General features: G+C 65.2%; 20 protein-coding genes. 4 read left to right on the forward strand and 16 right to left on the reverse strand.

The features are described 5' to 3' along the window. Nucleotides 1-9: 9 nt before the first annotated feature. The 4 genes from glmM to F3N42_RS04425 form a co-directional block, all read right to left on the reverse strand. The gene (gene glmM / locus F3N42_RS04410) at nucleotides 10-1,353 is read right to left on the reverse strand and encodes a phosphoglucosamine mutase (RefSeq protein ID WP_150863186.1); all 1,344 of its coding nucleotides are present in this window, start codon (nucleotides 1,351-1,353) and stop codon (nucleotides 10-12) included. A gap of 11 nt (nucleotides 1,354-1,364) precedes the next feature. Beyond that, nucleotides 1,365-2,156 carry a dihydropteroate synthase gene (gene folP, locus F3N42_RS04415; RefSeq protein WP_150863187.1) on the reverse strand — a complete coding sequence of 264 codons (792 nt, stop codon included), beginning with the start codon at nucleotides 2,154-2,156 and terminating at the stop codon, nucleotides 1,365-1,367. Between the two features lie 28 nt (nucleotides 2,157-2,184). Next, a complete protein-coding gene (gene ftsH / locus F3N42_RS04420) occupies nucleotides 2,185-4,119 on the reverse strand; it encodes an ATP-dependent zinc metalloprotease FtsH (RefSeq protein ID WP_150863534.1) in 1,935 nt (644 codons plus the stop codon). A 75-nt stretch (nucleotides 4,120-4,194) separates the two neighbouring features. Beyond that, nucleotides 4,195-4,818, reverse strand: coding sequence for an RlmE family RNA methyltransferase (locus tag F3N42_RS04425; RefSeq protein ID WP_150863188.1), 624 nt, complete (start codon nucleotides 4,816-4,818; stop codon nucleotides 4,195-4,197). A 56-nt stretch (nucleotides 4,819-4,874) separates the two neighbouring features. On the opposite strand from F3N42_RS04425, the gene yhbY reads away from it, so the two are divergent. Next, entirely contained in the window at nucleotides 4,875-5,171 is a 297-nt protein-coding gene (gene yhbY, locus F3N42_RS04430) for a ribosome assembly RNA-binding protein YhbY (RefSeq protein ID WP_150863189.1), read from the forward strand. A 6-nt stretch (nucleotides 5,172-5,177) separates the two neighbouring features. Continuing rightward, the gene (locus tag F3N42_RS04435) at nucleotides 5,178-5,561 is read left to right on the forward strand and encodes an Mth938-like domain-containing protein (RefSeq protein ID WP_150863190.1); all 384 of its coding nucleotides are present in this window, start codon (nucleotides 5,178-5,180) and stop codon (nucleotides 5,559-5,561) included. A gap of 9 nt (nucleotides 5,562-5,570) precedes the next feature. On the opposite strand, the gene F3N42_RS04440 is transcribed toward F3N42_RS04435, so the two are convergent. The 5 genes from F3N42_RS04440 to surE all read right to left on the reverse strand — a co-directional run bounded on the left by F3N42_RS04440 (nucleotide 5,571) and on the right by surE (nucleotide 9,582). Beyond that, on the reverse strand, nucleotides 5,571-6,521 hold the full coding sequence (locus F3N42_RS04440) for a sigma-70 family RNA polymerase sigma factor (RefSeq protein WP_224784703.1): 951 nt from the start codon (nucleotides 6,519-6,521) through the stop codon (nucleotides 5,571-5,573). A 139-nt stretch (nucleotides 6,522-6,660) separates the two neighbouring features. Then, nucleotides 6,661-7,530: a peptidoglycan DD-metalloendopeptidase family protein gene (locus tag F3N42_RS04445; protein WP_150863192.1), complete on the reverse strand. Its 870-nt coding sequence runs from the start codon at nucleotides 7,528-7,530 to the stop codon at nucleotides 6,661-6,663. After that, a complete protein-coding gene (locus F3N42_RS04450) occupies nucleotides 7,527-8,114 on the reverse strand; it encodes a YqaA family protein (protein ID WP_150863193.1) in 588 nt (195 codons plus the stop codon). Before F3N42_RS04450 ends, F3N42_RS04445 begins: the two co-directional genes overlap by 4 nt. A 5-nt stretch (nucleotides 8,115-8,119) precedes the next feature. Further along, nucleotides 8,120-8,758, reverse strand: coding sequence for a protein-L-isoaspartate(D-aspartate) O-methyltransferase (locus tag F3N42_RS04455; protein ID WP_455024230.1), 639 nt, complete (start codon nucleotides 8,756-8,758; stop codon nucleotides 8,120-8,122). 35 nt (nucleotides 8,759-8,793) lie between these two features. Next, nucleotides 8,794-9,582 (reverse strand): 5'/3'-nucleotidase SurE, encoded by a 789-nt coding sequence (surE, locus tag F3N42_RS04460; protein ID WP_150863194.1) that lies wholly within the window; start codon nucleotides 9,580-9,582, stop codon nucleotides 8,794-8,796. Nucleotides 9,583-9,697: 115 nt separating this feature from the next. On the opposite strand from surE, the gene F3N42_RS04465 reads away from it, so the two are divergent. Beyond that, nucleotides 9,698-10,237: a Smr/MutS family protein gene (locus F3N42_RS04465; protein WP_150863195.1), complete on the forward strand. Its 540-nt coding sequence runs from the start codon at nucleotides 9,698-9,700 to the stop codon at nucleotides 10,235-10,237. A gap of 23 nt (nucleotides 10,238-10,260) precedes the next feature. On the opposite strand, the gene F3N42_RS04470 is transcribed toward F3N42_RS04465, so the two are convergent. The 5 genes from F3N42_RS04470 to petA are packed head-to-tail and all read right to left on the reverse strand — an operon-like array spanning nucleotide 10,261 to nucleotide 13,951. After that, complete coding sequence (locus tag F3N42_RS04470) at nucleotides 10,261-10,647, reverse strand: ClpXP protease specificity-enhancing factor (RefSeq protein ID WP_150863196.1); 387 nt, start codon at nucleotides 10,645-10,647, stop codon at nucleotides 10,261-10,263. A gap of 31 nt (nucleotides 10,648-10,678) precedes the next feature. Then, the gene (locus F3N42_RS04475; protein WP_406600457.1) at nucleotides 10,679-11,317 is read right to left on the reverse strand and encodes a glutathione S-transferase N-terminal domain-containing protein; all 639 of its coding nucleotides are present in this window, start codon (nucleotides 11,315-11,317) and stop codon (nucleotides 10,679-10,681) included. A 53-nt stretch (nucleotides 11,318-11,370) separates the two neighbouring features. After that, on the reverse strand, nucleotides 11,371-12,111 hold the full coding sequence (locus F3N42_RS04480) for a cytochrome c1 (protein ID WP_150863197.1): 741 nt from the start codon (nucleotides 12,109-12,111) through the stop codon (nucleotides 11,371-11,373). After that, nucleotides 12,111-13,355 carry a cytochrome b gene (locus tag F3N42_RS04485; protein ID WP_150863198.1) on the reverse strand — a complete coding sequence of 415 codons (1,245 nt, stop codon included), beginning with the start codon at nucleotides 13,353-13,355 and terminating at the stop codon, nucleotides 12,111-12,113. The genes F3N42_RS04480 and F3N42_RS04485 overlap by 1 nt, the downstream gene beginning before the upstream one ends. After that, nucleotides 13,355-13,951 (reverse strand): ubiquinol-cytochrome c reductase iron-sulfur subunit, encoded by a 597-nt coding sequence (gene petA / locus F3N42_RS04490; RefSeq protein WP_150863199.1) that lies wholly within the window; start codon nucleotides 13,949-13,951, stop codon nucleotides 13,355-13,357. Before petA ends, F3N42_RS04485 begins: the two co-directional genes overlap by 1 nt. 181 nt (nucleotides 13,952-14,132) lie before the next feature. Between petA and F3N42_RS04495 the strand changes: the two genes are divergently transcribed. Then, nucleotides 14,133-15,227 carry a S1C family serine protease gene (locus F3N42_RS04495; RefSeq protein ID WP_191621234.1) on the forward strand — a complete coding sequence of 365 codons (1,095 nt, stop codon included), beginning with the start codon at nucleotides 14,133-14,135 and terminating at the stop codon, nucleotides 15,225-15,227. A gap of 12 nt (nucleotides 15,228-15,239) precedes the next feature. Here F3N42_RS04495 and dcd read toward each other — a convergent pair whose 3' ends face one another. Continuing rightward, a complete protein-coding gene (gene dcd, locus F3N42_RS04500; RefSeq protein ID WP_150863201.1) occupies nucleotides 15,240-15,809 on the reverse strand; it encodes a dCTP deaminase in 570 nt (189 codons plus the stop codon). A gap of 44 nt (nucleotides 15,810-15,853) precedes the next feature. After that, nucleotides 15,854-16,942 (reverse strand): iron-sulfur cluster carrier protein ApbC, encoded by a 1,089-nt coding sequence (apbC, locus tag F3N42_RS04505; RefSeq protein ID WP_150863202.1) that lies wholly within the window; start codon nucleotides 16,940-16,942, stop codon nucleotides 15,854-15,856. Nucleotides 16,943-16,994 lie beyond the last annotated feature (52 nt).

Here is a 16,994-nt window from a genome sequence, read left to right on the forward strand (position 1 = left end):
CACGCGCGCTCAGGCGAGTTCTTCGCGCACTACCGATGCCAGCCGCTCGGCCAGGCGATTGATCAGGGTTTCGTCGTCGCCTTCCAGCGTGACGCGGATCAGGGGTTCCGTACCCGAAGGCCGCAGGATGACACGGCCGCGACCGTTCAGCTCCGCCTCCACGCGGCTGACTTCGCCGCGGATGCGCTCGGAGTTGTCCAGTTGCGCGCGCGCCGTGGCCGCGATGGGCACATTGATCATCGTTTGCGGCATTTTTTCCACGCCAGCGCAGAGGTCGGCCAGTGAACGACCGCTGTCGGCCATGACCTCGAGCACCTGCAGGGCGCTGACGATGCCGTCGCCGGTGCTGGTCCGGTCCAGGCAAAGAATATGACCGGAGGCCTCCCCACCCAGCTTCCAGCCTTTCTCAACCAGGGCGCGGTGGATAAAGCGGTCACCCACCGGCGTGCGCATGAACGGTATGCCGCGTTCGGCAAGGGCGAGCTCAAGCCCCAGGTTGGTCATGACCGTTCCCGCGACCCCGCCCACCAGGCGGTCGTCGTCCTGGCGGGCCGTGGCGAGCACGAACAGGATGTCGTCACCATCGACCAGGGCGCCCTGGCCATCAACCATGACCACGCGGTCGCCATCGCCGTCGAAGGCGATGCCGGCGTCGGCCCCGTGCTCCAGCACCGCGGCCTGCAGCGCCTGCGGATGGGTCGAGCCGTAGCCATCATTGATGTTCAGGCCGTCCGGCTCGTCGCCGATCACGGTGACGCGGGCACCCAGTTCGCGCAATACCGAAGGCCCAACCCGGTAGGTTGCACCATGGGCGCAGTCGACCACCAGGTGCAGGCCGGTCAGTTGGGTCCCGAACGGCACCGTGCCCTTGCAGAACTCGATGTAGCGCCCGGCCGCGTCGTCAATGCGGCGCGCCTTGCCCATGGCGCTGGAGTCCACGGTACTGAACGGGCGGTCGATCTCGGCCTCGATGGCGTGCTCGACCTCGTCCGGGAGTTTCTCGCCATCGGCAGAGAAAAACTTGATGCCGTTATCGTGATACGGGTTATGCGAGGCGCTGATGACGATGCCCGCGCAGGCATACAGCGTGCGGGTCAGGTAAGCCACCGCGGGCGTGGGCATCGGGCCTAACAGGGCGATGTTCGCACCGGCGGCGGCCAGGCCGGCCTCCAGCGCGGATTCAAACATGTAGCCGGAGATCCGGGTGTCCTTGCCGATCACCACCGCGCGGCGGTCACCTGCCGCCAGCACGGTCCCGGCGGCGCGCCCGAGCCTGAGCATGAAGTCCGCGGTGATCGGCTGTTCGCCAACGCGTCCACGGATACCGTCGGTACCAAAATATTGTTTATTCATGGACGCGGATTCTACTCCCTCGGGCTATCCGGCGGCGAGGTCGCCGCCAGCACCCGCAGCACATCGCGGGTCTCGCCGACGTCATGCACGCGTATGACGGCTGCGCCGCCCTGCGCTGCCAGCAATGCCAGCGCCAGGGAGCCAGCCAGCCGCTGGTCGACATCCCGGCCCGTGATCGTGCCCAGCATGGATTTCCGTGACAGCCCGGCGAGCACCGGGTAACCGTGCGCAGCCAGGCGCGGCAGCGCGTTCAGCAGGGCAAGGTTATGCGCCAGTGTCTTGCCGAAACCGAACCCCGGGTCGAGGAGAATATCCTGGCGGGCAATGCCCGCGCCCTCGGCCACGGCCGCGCGTTCCAGCAGGTAGGCCTCGACTTCGCCGACCACATCGTCGTAGGCGGGGGCCTGCTGCATGCTGTCCGGCTGGCCCTGCATGTGCATCAGGCAGACCGGCAGGCCCGTCGCCGCGGCAGCCTCGAGCGCGCCGGGCCGTTGCAGGGCGCGGACATCGTTGATCAGCCCGGCGCCCGCCGCCGCGGCAGCGGTCATGACCTCAGGCGTACTGGTATCCACGGAGAGCGTGACGGACAACTCGGCCGCGATGGCCTCGACCACCGGGATGACCCGACGGCATTCTTCGGCGACAGACACCGGGGCGGCGCCGGGCCGCGTCGACTCACCGCCGACGTCAATGATGTCGGCGCCCTCGGCCACCATGACACGCGCCCGGTCCAGGGCGCTGTCGATACCGGCGTGAAGGCCGCCGTCGGAAAAGGAATCGGGCGTGACATTCAGCACGCCCATGATTCTGGGGGTATGCCTCAGGGCAGCGTCACAGCTGTTCGGCAGGCCCGCCAATGGGCGAGGCTCCGGTGTCCGGCTCGGCCTGCGGCTTGCCACCGCCACCGTCGCCACCACCGTTGGAACCCTCGCTCCAGCCTTCCGGCGGATCGGGCTCCTTGCCTTCCATGATCTGGTCGATCTGCTTCGTGTCGATGGTCTCGTAGCGCATCAGCGCGTCAGCCATCAGTTCGAGCAGGTCGCGGTTCTCGTCCAGCAGTTTCACCGCCACCTGGTGGGCGTTGTCGATGATCTCGCGCACTTCCAGGTCGATGCGACGCGCGGTCTCGTCGGACATGTGTTTGTGTTGCGTGACCTGGCGGCCCAGGAATACTTCGTCCTCGTCCTCGGAGTACGTCAGCGGGCCCAGGGCATCGGTGAGGCCCCACTTGGTGACCATGTTGCGGGCAATCGCCGTGGCGCGCTCGATATCGTTGGAAGCGCCCGTGGTGACGTGATCGGCGCCGAAGATCAGTTCTTCGGCCACGCGGCCACCGAACAGGCTGGCCAGCTGGCTCTGCAACTGGATCTTGGACACGCTGTATTTGTCCTGTTCCGGCAGGAACATGGTCACACCCAGCGCGCGGCCACGCGGGATGATCGTCACCTTGTACACCGGGTCATGCTCCGGCACCAGGCGACCGACAATGGCATGCCCGGCCTCGTGGTAGGCGGTCAGGCTCTTTTCCTTTTCCGACATGACCATGGAACGGCGCTCGGCGCCCATCATGATCTTGTCCTTGGCTTTCTCCATGTGCTGCTGGGTCACCTCCGAGGCGTTCTCGCGCGCGGCAAACAGCGCCGCCTCGTTGACCAGGTTAGCCAGGTCCGCACCGGAGAAGCCCGGGGTACCACGGGCGATAACCTTGGGGTCGACCGAGTCGTCGACCGGCACCTTGCGCATGTGCACCTTCAGGATCGCCTCGCGGCCCTGGATGTCCGGCAGCGGCACCACCACCTGCCGGTCGAAACGGCCGGGGCGCAACAGCGCCGGATCCAGCACATCGGGACGGTTTGTGGCGGCGATGACAATCACGCCTTCCCCACCCTCGAAGCCGTCCATTTCCACCAGCAACTGGTTGAGGGTCTGCTCGCGCTCGTCGTGACCGCCGCCCAGGCCGGCGCCGCGATGGCGGCCGACGGCGTCGATCTCGTCGATAAAGATGATGCACGGCGCATGCTTCTTGGCCGTCTCGAACATGTCGCGAACACGGCTGGCGCCGACGCCAACGAACATCTCGACGAAGTCAGAGCCGGAAATCGAGAAGAACGGCACCTTGGCCTCACCGGCGATGGCGCGCGCCAACAGGGTCTTACCGGTACCCGGCGAACCGACCATCAATACGCCGCGCGGAATGTGACCACCGAGCTTCTGGAACTTGCCGGGGTTGCGCAGGAATTCGACCAGTTCGCCGACTTCCTCTTTCGCTTCTTCAACACCGGCCACGTCAGCGAAGGTCACGTTGACCTGGTCCTCGCCCTGCAGCTTGGCGCGGCTCTTGCCGAAGGACATGGCGCCTCGGCCACCCGCGCCGCCCTGCATCTGGCGCATGAAATACACCCACAGGCCGATCAGCAGCAGCACCGGGATGATGTTGATCAGCAGTTCCATCAGCACTGACGGCTCCGGAGGTGGCGCCGCGGTAATCTCGACGTCGTTCTCCAGCAGTTCGTCGACCAGCTTCGGGTCATCCGGCGCGGTCAGGCTGAATTCCTCGCCGTTGGCATAGCGCCCGCTGATCCGGGGGCTGTCCTTGTCGTTTTCGATGCGGACTTCGGTCACCCGGCCGCTGCGCACCTGCTCAAGGAAGTCCGAGTAGGACAACTCGTTGTTGGGCGCACTGACGCTGGCGTAGTGATTGAAAATCGACATCAGCACCACGGCGATAATCGCCCAGGTGATGATGTTCTTCACCAGGTCATTCATGGGGGGTTTTTCGTCTTTCTTGCCGGCCATCGGTCATCCTGTGTCCATTGCACACTACGCGGCGGGTCGTCCAGTTTACTGCACGCGGCGACCCTGTCCCAGCACGTAGACTTCGCGACTGCGCGGCCGCGACGACTTCGGTTTTCGCACCAGGACCCTGTCAAAAGCCTGGCGACAGTCTGCAAGGAAGGCATCTGAGCCTTCCCCCTGGAACATCTTCACCAGGAAATCGCCGCCGGGCTTCAGCCATTCGACGGCAAACTGCAGCGCAAGTTCAGCCAGGTACATGGCGCGCGGCTGGTCCACCGCGGTCATACCACTCATATTGGGGGCCATGTCAGACAACACAAGATCGATGGGGCGCCCGTCGAGCAGGGCTTCGAGTTGCTGCAGCGGTTCATCTTCGGTGAAATCGCCCTCGATAATATGCGCGCCTTCCAGGGGCTCCATCGGCAGGATATCCAGCGCGAACAGCTGTCCGCCGGCGCCGATCCGCTTCAGTACCACCTGTGACCAGGCGCCCGGTGCGGCGCCCAGGTCGGCCACGCGCATGCCCGGTTTCACCAGCCGGTACTTGTCGTCCAGCTCGATCAGCTTGTAGGCCGCGCGGCCCCGCCAGCCTTCCTTCTGCGCCTGCTGTACGTAGGGGTCGTCGAAGTGTTCATTGAGCCAGCGCCGGCTGCTCTTGCTACGCGCCATATCGATCTTCCATCAGCATGTTAAAATGTACCCTTCCTTCCGGACGTTCCGTCACTATGGATCTCAACAACGCACAAAAGCGCTACCTGCGCGGACTCACCCATGATATCAACCCCGTGGTCATGGTGGCGTCAAATGGCCTGACGGAAAACGTCATGACCGAAATCGAACAGGCGCTGGAACGCCACGAGCTGATCAAGGTGAAGCTTCGCGGAGACCGCGAGCAACGCACCGCCTGGGCCGCCGGGATCAGCGAGGCGACCGGCGCGACACCCGTTCACCAGATCGGCCAGGTCGCCAGCTTCTATCGACGCAATCCTAAGAAGCCGGTCATCGAACTGCCACGCCGCTGATTACACATGTCCAGCCTGAGCTTCGACGCACCGGGAGACCACGTCTATGTCCACTCCGCCAGCGCGGATGGCGTTCGCGTGGGCGAGCGCGTGTTCACGTCCACGGTCGTGCTGGCGCGCCAGGAGATCATCGAGGACTGGGGCCCGCAGCGGCTGGAGGACATCTCCGAGGCCGACTTCGAAGCGCTTTTGCAGCGCCGGCCGGAAATGGTCCTGCTGGGTACCGGCACCGAGCAGCAGTTCCTGGAACCGCAGCGCCAGGCACCGTTCTACCGGCACCAGGTGGGCGTCGAGGTGATGACCACGCAGGCAGCATGCCGCACGTTCAACGTGCTGGCGCTGGAAAACCGTGATGTGCTGGCGATCCTGCTGCCAATGACAGGGGACTGAATCCGGCAGCTATTCCATGAACGGCATTTCTGAAATGCCTTCGCGCCGGGATATCTCGCGCAAACGCACCAGTGCGGCGATCTGAACCTGCCGCACCCGCTCCCGGGTCACGCCCAGGAGCTGGCCGACCTCTTCCAGCGTCCGCCGACCCTTGCCGTGCAGGCCGAACCGGTGCTCAACCACGGTGCGCTGCTGTTTGGGCAACAGGTCCAGCCAATGATCCAGAAGCTGCCCGGCCGCACCATCAGCATAGGTCGATTCCGGGTCATGACCATTTTCGTCGGCGATGGAGTCGAGCAGCGACCGGTCAGCACCGTTGGCCACCGGCTCATCCGCCGAGGCGGTCGGTTCATTGAAACGGAACAGGCGGTGCATGTCCTCGGCCGGGATGCCAATCTCATCGGACACCTCGTCCACCGTGGGCCGCCGGCCCAGGCGCTGCTCCATCTCGCGCGCGACGCGCAGGTAGGTGGTGAGCTCGCGGATCACGTGGATTGGCAGCCGAACCGTGCGGCACTGGTTCATGATGGCGCGCTCGACTGACTGGCGGATCCACCACGTTGCGTAGGTCGAAAACCGGCAACCGCGCTCCGGGTCGAACTTCTCGACCGCACGGATCAGCCCCAGGTTGCCTTCTTCAATCAGGTCCAGCAGCGGCAATCCCCGGTTCATGTAGGCCCGGGCGACCTTGACGACCAGGCGCAGGTTGGCCTGGATCATCCGTTGCCGGCTGGCCTCACAACCCTCATGCAGGGCGCGCGACAGCTCGCACTCTTCTTCGGCAGTCAGCAGCCGCGTGCGGCCAATTTCACTGAGATAGATACGGGTGACATCGCCGTGATGGGCACGACTCGAGGGACGGTGCCCGGTGTGCACCGCTGAAACTTTCAACCCGGTGCCGGCTGCACCGCGCTTGGCGGCAAACGCCGCCTCGATTACTTCGCCAGTCTTTCGGCCCACAGCTCCCTCCCCTTGGAATTGCCGGGCATTCATTACCCCGTATTACGTGCCACAACGAAGGAAGTTGGTGCACCGTGACGGGGCTAACCAAGCTATCACAGATTTACCGGCTAAAGATAGTCTGCCGGCAGGCGCCCATTCAGCGCGACGGGAGGTATTGCAGGGGGTCAACCGGCTGGCCGGCACGCCTGATTTCGAAATGCAGGACCGTCTTGCCCTGGTCATTGCTGCCCATTTCGGCCAGCACCTGCCCCTGGCTGACGCGATCGCCTTCCTGGACGATGCGGCGGCGGTTATGCGCGTAGGCGCTGAGCATCATGTCGCTGTGCTTGACGATCACCAGTTCGCCGTAGCCGATCAGCCCGTTGCCGCTGTAAACCACGTCGCCGGCCGCCGTCGCCCGCACCGGGTCGCCGGACTTGCCAACGATATCGATGCCCTTGCGCGTGGGATCCCCGGCCTTGAAGGTGCGGTACAACGGGCCATTCGCGGGCCAGGCCCACTCGGTGGGTGTCTGCCTGGACGAGGTTGCGGGCGGCGGCTTCGAGGTTGTTGTGCTCGCAGGTGGCGGCGGCTTTGGCGCTGGCTTCGAAGCGGGTTTTGACGGCTGCGGCGCCGTGGCGACCGCGGGCGCCGGCGACGATGACGCGGGGGGCTCGGCCGACCGTGTCGTGGCCCTGGGTTGGCTGACGGCGCGTGTCTGCACCGTCGTGGATGAGGCCTGCCGTGCCGGTGGCTCGTTCAGCCGCAGCACCTGGTCTGGAAAGATGGTGTAAGGCGCTGAAATCGCGTTCCAGCGGGCGATCTCGCGCCAGTCCAGGCCGTACTTGAAAGCGATACCGTGCAGCGTGTCCCCACGATGAACGCTGTAAAGGCCATCGACCGGCAATTCGGCCCTGGGCTCATAGGAGCGGTCGACCACCGGCGCCGGCGGGTTGGATCCACAGGCCGTGAGCACCAGCACGGCAACCAGGATGAGGGCAGGCCTGGTCACACCGCGGATGTTCATGCGCCCTGCCCCGTGAAATGCCATGCCAGTGCCCCGATGGCGACCAGCGCCACCGTCGCCCAGCCGATCCAGTCGACCCAGTCGCGCAGCCGCACGGCCAGTTTTTCCCCGCCCAGCCGGATCAGGCCGGCGACCAGGAAGAAGCGTCCGCCGCGCCCGACAATGGAACCCAGCACAAACGGCAGCACCGGCATCTGCAGCATGCCGGCACTGATGGTGAAGACCTTGTAGGGGATAGGCGAGAAGCCGGCCAGCAGTACGTACCAGAAGCCCCACGTATCGAAGGCGCTCACCGCGCGCTCGAAAGCCGGCGCCCAGGACGAGGCCATCAGCCAGCCCTCGATGGCCTCGAAGGCCAGGCGGCCGACCAGGTAGCCGGCGATACCTCCGGCCACGGACGCCAGGGTGCACAGCGTGGCGTAGTACCAGGCCCGCTGCGGTCGCGCCAGGCACATGGGCCCCAGCATGACATCCGGGGGCACCGGGAAAAACGACGATTCGGCGAAACTGAGCGCACCCAGGTAAGCCGGCGCGTGACGGTGCGCCGACCATGACAGGACCTTGTCGTACAGGGGCCTGAACATCGTCCTCAGGACAGCCCGGCAAGCATGGGCACGAAAACCACCGCGCCCAGGTCAGCGGTTTCGCAGCCGTCCTCGCCGCGCTGGATCATCAGCAGGCGCTGTTCACCATCACGCTCCAGCGGCATGACCAGCCGCCCGCCAATCGCCAGCTGGGCGACCAGGTCTTCGGGAATGGTGCGCGCCGCGGCAGTGACGATGATGCCGTCGAACGGCGCCTGGCCCGGCCAGCCCAGATGGCCGTCGGCATGGCGCGTGCGCACATTGAAAATCTTCAGCCGGTGAAATAACTGTCGCGAGGAACGCAGCAGTTCCTTGATGCGCTCGACGGTGTACACCTCGCTGACCAGCTGGGCCAGCACGGCGGCCTGGTAGCCGGAGCCCGTGCCCACCTCCAGTACCTTGGCCAGTGTTCCGCCGGCCAGCAGCGCCTCGGTCATGCGGGCGACGATATAGGGCTGCGAGATGGTCTGGCTCTGCCCGATCGGCAGGGCCGTGTCCTCGTAGGCGCGACTGGACAGCGCCTCGTCGACGAACTCGTGCCGGGGCACGTTCATGATCGCGGACAGCACGCGCTCGTCGCGAATGCCATGTTCGCGCAGCCGCCCGACCAGGCGGTCACGGGTGCCGCGCGAAGTCATGCCGATGCCGGACGCGCCGGCGGACAGGCGCTGGCGATGAATCACGCTGCCCCTCCGTCCCGCTCATCGTCGGCGGCGGTCGAAATGGACGAAATCCACCCCGCAACCTGCTCCAGCGCCTGGTAGCGCGTCAGGTCCACGTGGATGGGCGTCACCGACACGTAGCCCCTGCGGATGGCATCGAAATCGGTGCCGGGGCCCGCGTCCTGCTCGCCACCGGCAGGGCCCACCCAGTACATCGGCTGGCCGCGCGGATCGACGGTCTCGATGCAGGGCTCTGCTCGATGCCGGTGACCCAGGCGCGTGACCTCGAAACCCTGGATTTCGCTCCAGGGCAGATCCGGCACGTTCACGTTCAGGATGGTGTCCGCCGGCAGCGGATCGCGCGCCAGTTGCCGGACCAGGCGGCTTGTGGCCTCGGCGGCGGTTTCAAAATGCCGCGGCTTGTCTTCGAACACCAGCGATACCGCGATCGCGGGCAGGCCCAGGAAGCGCCCTTCCATCGCCGCCGCCACGGTGCCGGAGTAGATGACATCGTCACCCAGGTTGGCGCCGTGGTTGATACCGGAAATCACCATGTCCGGGTCTTCGCTGAGCAGGCCGGTCAGGGCCAGGTGGACACAGTCCGTCGGCGTGCCCGATACCCGGAACACGCCGGGATCGACTTCGCGCAGGCGAATGGGCGACTCCAGGGTCAGCGAGTTGCTCGCGCCGCTGCAGTTGCGGTCGGGCGCCACCGTAGTGATGCGCCCAAGTTCACTGATTTTCGCCGCCAGGGTCTTGATACCCCGGGCCGACAGGCCGTCATCGTTACTGATAAGAAAATGCATTCCGCTGGACTGGACCCTTGTTCTCTGGAGGTGGACCGGCCGTGTGCCGCCGCGGGCAACGAACCGTCCCGCGATGCTATTGTAAGGCCTCCACCGGCATTCTGGAACGCGGGACATGAACGGGCACGAAGATGATGACGACCACGGCGCTTTCGCGCGCGAAATGGCCGATGTCAAACCACTCGACCCGCCCGATTTCGTCGTCCATGACCTGCCCCGCCCGAAGCCGCGGCCACGCCAGCGCGAGGCCGACGAAGCCGCCGTCATGCAGGAACTGCTCGACGACCCGCTGCCGGAAGAGGGCCTGGAGACCGGCGAGGAACTCGCCTTCCTGCGCGCCGGCTACCAGAAGCGCTACCTCGACCGGTTGCGGCGCGGGCGCTACGCGGTGCTCGACCGCATTGACCTGCATGGCATGAACGAGGCGACGGCCGAGGCGGTGCTGCTGGCCTTCATCGAAGACGCACTGCGCCGTGGCCATGGTTGCGTCAAGGTGGTCCACGGAAAGGGCCTGCGCTCGAATGGGCGGCCGAAGTTGAAAGTGATGACGGCCCGCCTGCTGCGCCGCCATCCCGCCGTGGTGGCCTTTGCCTCCTGCCGGCCGCGACATGGTGGCACCGGCGCCGCGCTGGTGCTGCTGGCCCGACGGGCCTGAACACCGGGGCGCCCGGTAACGGCTTACTTGATGACCCGCAGCCTGGGCCCGGACGGGCGGCTGGGTGGTTCGTCGGATGCGGGCGGCTCCGGATCGTCGTCACCGGCGTCGGCAAACATCATGCCCTGGCCGTTCTCACGCGCGTAAATGGCCAGGATGGCGTTCATCGGCAGCCAGATGTCGCGCGATGAGCCGGCAAAACGGGCCTGGAAGCTGACAAAACCGTTGTCCAGCTTCAGGTCGCGCGTCGCCTGCGGCGAAATGTTCAGCACCAGGCGGCCATCCTGGATGGCCTGCGGAGGCACATCGACCTCCGCGGCGTTGACATCGACAATGACGTGAGGCGTCAGGTCGTTATCCAGGATCCACTCGTACAGACCGCGCAGCAGGTAAGGCTTGCTGGATGTCATGGCGCTTCGCGCGTCCCTGCCCGTACACCGCTCAGGCGGCGTTGAGCACCAGTTCGCGCTCGGCGGTGGTCAGGCTGGCCTTGAACGACGACCGCGAAATCAGCCGCTGGATGTAGCCCTGCACCGCCGGTGCGGACTTGCCCAGGTCAATCCCGTAGGCCGGCAGGCGCCAGAACAGCGGTGCCAGCGTGCAGTCCACCAGGCTGAGCTCGTCGCTGAGCAGGAAGTCCGAGTTTTCGAACAGCTCGTTGGCGGCAATGATGCCTTCCTTCAACTGCTTCCGCGGGGCGTCGGCCTTCTTGCCGGTCGCCGCCTCGATCTGCGCCGCCAGCGCGTACCAGTCACGCAGCACACGGTAATGGACCAGGCGCAGGCGCGCGCGCGACACCGGGTCGACCGGCATCAGCGGCGGATGCGGGTAACGCTCGTCGAGATACTCGTTGATCACGCCGGCGTCGTACAGCACCAGGTCGCGGTCGACCAGCGTCGGCGTTTCGTTGTAGGGGGTCAGCTCGGCCATGTCCTCGGCGGACGCCGCATCGGACTCGACGTCGACGATCTCGACATTGATGCCCTTCTCGGCAAGCACGAAGCGAACACGGTGACACTGGATGCAGGAAGCGGATGAATACAACGCCATGGTAGAGCGGCCTTTCACAGAAATTGACACGTTAGATCTCCAACAGGAAACGGCCGGGGCGGTCACCCCGGCCGGTGACGTCCTTAGTGAACGTCCCGCCAGTACTCCGCTTTGAGCAGGTAGGCGATAAGGGCGAACAGGGCCAGGTAAAGCATGACCCAGACGCCGACAGTCTTGCGCTTGAGCTTGGCCGGCTCCGACGCGTAGTCGAGGAAGGCAGCCAGGTCACGCGCGGCATCCTTGTACTCGGCCGGCGACAGCGTACCCGGTTCCTCGAGTTCGAGATGGGTGATCGTGCGCACCTCGATCCCGTCTTCAACATGGGTCTCGTACACCGGTTTCTGGATGCCCTGAAGTTTCCACATCACGTGGGGCATTGCCGCGTTCTGCAACACCGTGTTGTTCCACGCACCGTGCTCGTCGCGGTAAAACGACAGCAGGTAATTGTAGACCCAGTCGGCACCGCGTGAGCGGCCGATCAGGGACAGGTCCGGCGGCGCCTTGCCGAACCAGCGCTCGGCGTCGTCGGCTTCCATGGCGATGCTCATGGGGTCGCCGATCTTGGCGTCGGTGAAGACCAGGTTCTGCATGACCAGGTCTTCGCCCAGGTCGAGGTCTTCAGCCAGGCGGTTGTAACGGACGTAGTCCGCGCTGTGGCAGCCCATGCAGTAGTTCACGTACAGTTTGGCGCCGCGCTGCAGCGAGCCGACATCATTGATGTTGATACCCGAAGGCGGCAATGCGCCGGCGGCGCCCGCCGCGCTGGCGGTCAGGGGCAGCGCCAGCATGGCCGCTACCAGCAGAGTCTGGAACATCGTCTTCATCAGTGCGTCACCCTTTCCGGAACCGGCTTGGTCTTGCCGTTCTTGCTGAGGAAGAACAACAACACGAAGAACGCGAAGTAGACAAAGGTCCACACCCGCATCTCGATGGTCTGCGCCGGCGTGCCCTCGGCCATGCCCAGCATGCCCAGGCGCACAAAGGCGATGGTGAACATGAACACCAGCACCTTGTACCACGCGCCCTTGTAGCGAATGGAACGAACCGGCGAGCGGTCCAGCCACGGCAGCAGGAACAGCACCATCACCGACACGCCCATCAGGATCACGCCCATGAGCTTGTCGGGCACGGCCTTCAGAATGGCGTAGAACGGTGTGAAGTACCACACCGGCTTGATGTGCTCCGGCGTCACCAGCGGGTTCGCGGGCACGAAATTGTCATGCTCCAGGAACAGGCCGCCGGCATCCGGCCAGAAGAAGATCACGAAGGCGAACACCATCAGGAACATGGCGACACCGAACAGGTCCTTCACCGTGTAGTACGGGTGGAAGGGAATGCCGTCTTTCGGCACGCCGTTCTCGTCTTTCACCTTCTTGATGTCGATGCCGTCCGGGTTGTTCGAACCCACCTCGTGCAGCGCCGTCAGGTGCAGCACCACCAGCGCGCACAGCGCCAGCGGCAGCGCGATGACATGCAGCGCGAAGAAGCGGTTCAGCGTGGCATCGGAGATGAAGAAGTCACCACGGATCCACTCGGTCAGCGGCTCGCCGATGGCCGGTATCGCGCCGAACAGGTTGATGATCACCTGCGCGCCCCAGTAGGACATCTGGCCCCAGGGCAGCACGTAGCCGAAGAAGGCTTCGGCCATCAGCAGCAGGTACAGCAGCATGCCGAACACCCAGATCATCTCGCGCGGCTTGCGGTGCGAACCGTACAGCAGGCTGCGGAACATGTGCAGGTAGATGACGATAAAGAAGAACGAGGCACCGGTGGAGTGCATGTAGCGGATCAGCCAGCCCCAGTCGACATCACGCATGATGTACTCGACCGATGCGAAGGCTTCCGCTGCCGACGGCTTGTAATGCATCGTCAGGAAGATACCCGTGACGATCTGGTTGACCAGCACGACCAGGGCCAGCGAGCCCATGAAGTACCAGAAATTGAAATTCTTGGGCGCGTAGTACTTGGCCAGGTGGTCATCCCAGAACTTGGAAACGGGCAGACGCTCGTCCATCCAGTTCATGAATGCGGTCGCCTGTCGCGCCAGGCCGCTCGCCGGTTTGGACATCAGGCCGCTCCCTCGGGGTTAACGCCGATGATGATGGTGTTGTCATCGGCAAAGCTGTAAGGCGGAATGGTCAGGTTGGTCGGCGCCGGCACACCCTGGTAGACGCGACCGGCCATGTCGAACTTCGACTTGTGGCACGGGCAGTAGAAACCGCCCTTCCAGTCCGCCTCGAACGGCTGCGGGCCAACCTGCGGCACCAGCGTGGGCACACAGCCCAGGTGGGTGCAGTGCATGTTCACCACGAGGAACTCGGGGCGTAGCGCGCGCGGCTCACCGGTGATGTATTCCGGCTGGATCGAGTCTTCCGACATCGGGTCGCGCAGCTTGGCGTCGACCTGCGGCAGGTCGTCCAGGTTGGCCTTGCTGCGACGCAGCACGCCGATGGTCTGGCCGCGCCACTGCACCTTCAGCAACTGGCCTTCTCCCAGCTTGGCGATGTTGACCTGCACCGGCGCGCCCACGGCCTGGGCCTTCGCGCTGGGTTTCCAGGAAGAGATGAACGGTACGGCCGCCAGGCCCGCACCTACGGCGCCCACCGCCGATGTCGTGGCGACCAGAAACCGGCGCCTTTCCTTGTTCACGCCATCAGCTGACATGTGCTACTCCAGGTAATTCGGCAAGAATGTTCCGAGTGCCTGACGGACTCGCCGCAGGCAAAACGGGGATTTTATCCGATATGGCATATGCGCCACAATTGCCACGCGGCTAGAATTGCCCGAATTGGACCCTTTAATGGGTCGCAAACGGCCGAACGGCGACACCACGACCACGGGAAACATGAGCAAAACACTTCAATGGGCAGGTTTCGTCTTCCGCTCGGCCATCGCCGGGCTGGCGCTCGCGTTCCTGGTGATCATTGCCCTGCCGCAGTTGCGTGAACGCCTGCTGGCGGCGCCGGAGCCCGGCCAGGCCGCGCCACCGGCGATGACCAGCTTCGCCGGCGCCGTCGACCGTGCCGCACCTTCCGTGGTGAGCCTGTACACACAGAGCGTGGAACTGCAGGCCGTCAATCCACAGGCGCAGCGGCCCCAGTACCTGGCCCGCTACCGGCGAGACATGGGTTCCGGCGTGCTCATGAGCGAGGACGGCCTGATCCTGACCAATAACCATGTCATCAACCAGGTGCAGAGCATCGGCGTCGCGCTGTGGGACGGCCGCATCGCCAGCGCCGAGGTGGTCGGCTCCGATCCGGCAACCGATCTCGCGGTGCTGCGCATCAATTTCACGGGGCTGCCGGCGGCGCCCCTGGCCGAGGGCAATGTCCGCGTCGGCGATGTCGTGCTGGCGATTGGTAACGCGCTGGGGCTGAGCCACACGGTGACGATGGGGATTGTCAGCGCCACCGGCCGCAATGACCTGCGTTCGCCGCTGTACGAGGACTTCATCCAGACCGACGCGGCGATCAACGCCGGCAACAGCGGCGGCGCGCTGGTCAATGTCGAGGGCGAGGTGGTGGGTATCAACACCCGCAACCTGGGCCGCGCCGTGGGCGGCCAGAATATCGGCTTCGCGATACCCATTTCGCTGGCCCGCGACGTGATGGCGCAGATTATCGAGTACGGCTCGGTCCGCCGCGGCTGGCTGGGCGCAACCTTCCTGGACCTGCCGCTGGCCACGCTGGCGGACGGCAGCGCCGGTCGCCAGGGGGTTCGCATTCTCGAAGTCGAACCGGGCGGCCCGGCCTGGAACGCCGGCATCCGCAGTGGCGACATCCTGGTTTCGATCAACGGCACCGCAGTCGAGGACGCCCGCGCTGCACAGCTGGATATCGCCGAGCGTGACCCTGGCGACGAGGTCGAACTGGTCATCCAGCGTGAGGGCGACCGCTTCGAAACACACGCCTTCCTGATCCAGCAGCCGCCCGTACGCTAGGCGGCGCCGCGCTCAGGTCTTGGGCAGCGTGACCCCGCGCTGGCCCTGGTATTTGCCACCGCGGTCGCGGTACGAGGTCTCGCAGGCCTCGTCAGACTCGAAGAACAGGAACTGCGCCACGCCCTCGTTAGCGTAGATGCGCGCCGGCAGCGGCGTGGTGTTGGAAAACTCCAGAGTTACGTGCCCTTCCCACTCGGGCTCCAGCGGCGTCACGTTGACGATGATGCCGCAGCGCGCGTAGGTCGACTTGCCCAGGCAGATGGTCAATACGTTTCGCGGAATGCGGAAATATTCCACCGTGTGTGCCAGCGCGAACGAGTTCGGCGGGATGATGCAGGCGTCGCCATGGAAGTCGACGAAGCTGTTCTCGTCGAAGTTTTTCGGGTCGACCACCGCCGAGTTGATGTTGGTGAAAATCTTGAAGTGGCTGCTGCAGCGGCCGTCGTAGCCATAGCTGGAGGTGCCGTACGACACCAGCCGGTCGCCGGCGTCATTGCGGCGCACCTGGCCGGGCTCGAAGGGGTCGATCATGCCGTGCTCTTCGGCCATGCGGCGAATCCAGCGGTCTGACTTGATACTCAATGGGGCGTTCCTCTCGTTGTTATCACCGGCGCTGCGCCGGAGGCTTACGCGTTGTGGACCATGATTTCCGGCAGGTCCGGCTTCAGGTTCTGTGGCTGCGCCGCCAACTGCGCGCCGGTGCGGCGGGCCAGGTCGACATACGATGCAGTGATCGGGCCGACGGGTTCGGCGACCACGGTGGGCCGGCCGTCGTCCAGGGCCTCGCGGATGCGCAGGTCCAGCGGCAACTGGCCCAGCAGCGGAAGTTCGAAATCGCTGGCCATGCGTTCGCCACCACCGGCACCGAAAATCGCTTCCTCGTGTCCGCACTGGCTGCACACATGCGTGGACATGTTCTCCACCACGCCCAGCACCGCGACATCGAGCTTGCGGAACATGGCCAGCGCGCGGCGCGCGTCCAGCAGGGCGATATCCTGCGGCGTGGTGACAATGACCGCGCCGGCCACCGGGATCTTCTGCACCAGGGTCAGCTGGATATCGCCGGTCCCCGGCGGCAGGTCGATGACCAGCACGTCCAGCTCGCCCCACTCGCTTTCGCCCAGCATCTGTTGCAGCGCGGAGGTCACCATAGGGCCGCGCCAGATCATCGGCGACTCTTCTTCCACCAGGAAGCCCATGGACATGACCTTCAGGCCGTGGGCCTGGTGCGGGATGATGCGCTTGCCGTCGGTTTTCGGCTGGCCGCTCACGCCCATCATCCGTGGAATGCTGGGGCCGTAAATGTCGGCATCCAGCAGCCCCACTCGCGCGCCGTCGGCCGCCAGCGCCAGGGCCAGGTTGACCGCGGTGGTGGACTTGCCGACCCCACCCTTGCCCGAGGCCACGGCAATAATGTTGCGGATGCCGGGGTGCGGCTTCAGGTCGTTCTGGACCTTGCGCGACAGCACCCGCCAGTCGACCCGCGCGATCGCGGAACTGATCTCCGGGCTGGTCTCGAGCCGGGCCTTCACACGGGCCGCCAGTTCATCGCGCAGGCCGGCCGCCGGGTACTCGAGCCGCAGGTCAACGGCCACACGGTCGCCATCGATCCCCACGCCGCGCAGCGCGCCGGATGACACCAGGTCGCGGCCGCTGTAGCCGTCTTCCACTTCGGTGAGCAGGGCGCGCACGCCGTCTTCTGTCAGTTCAGCCATGAATCGTATCTGGAGGGTGGTTTCACAAAGGACAAATTGTACAACGCCGACC

It is taken from the genome of Marinihelvus fidelis (assembly GCF_008725655.1).
GTDB classification, from domain to species: Bacteria; Pseudomonadota; Gammaproteobacteria; order Xanthomonadales; family SZUA-36; genus Marinihelvus; species Marinihelvus fidelis.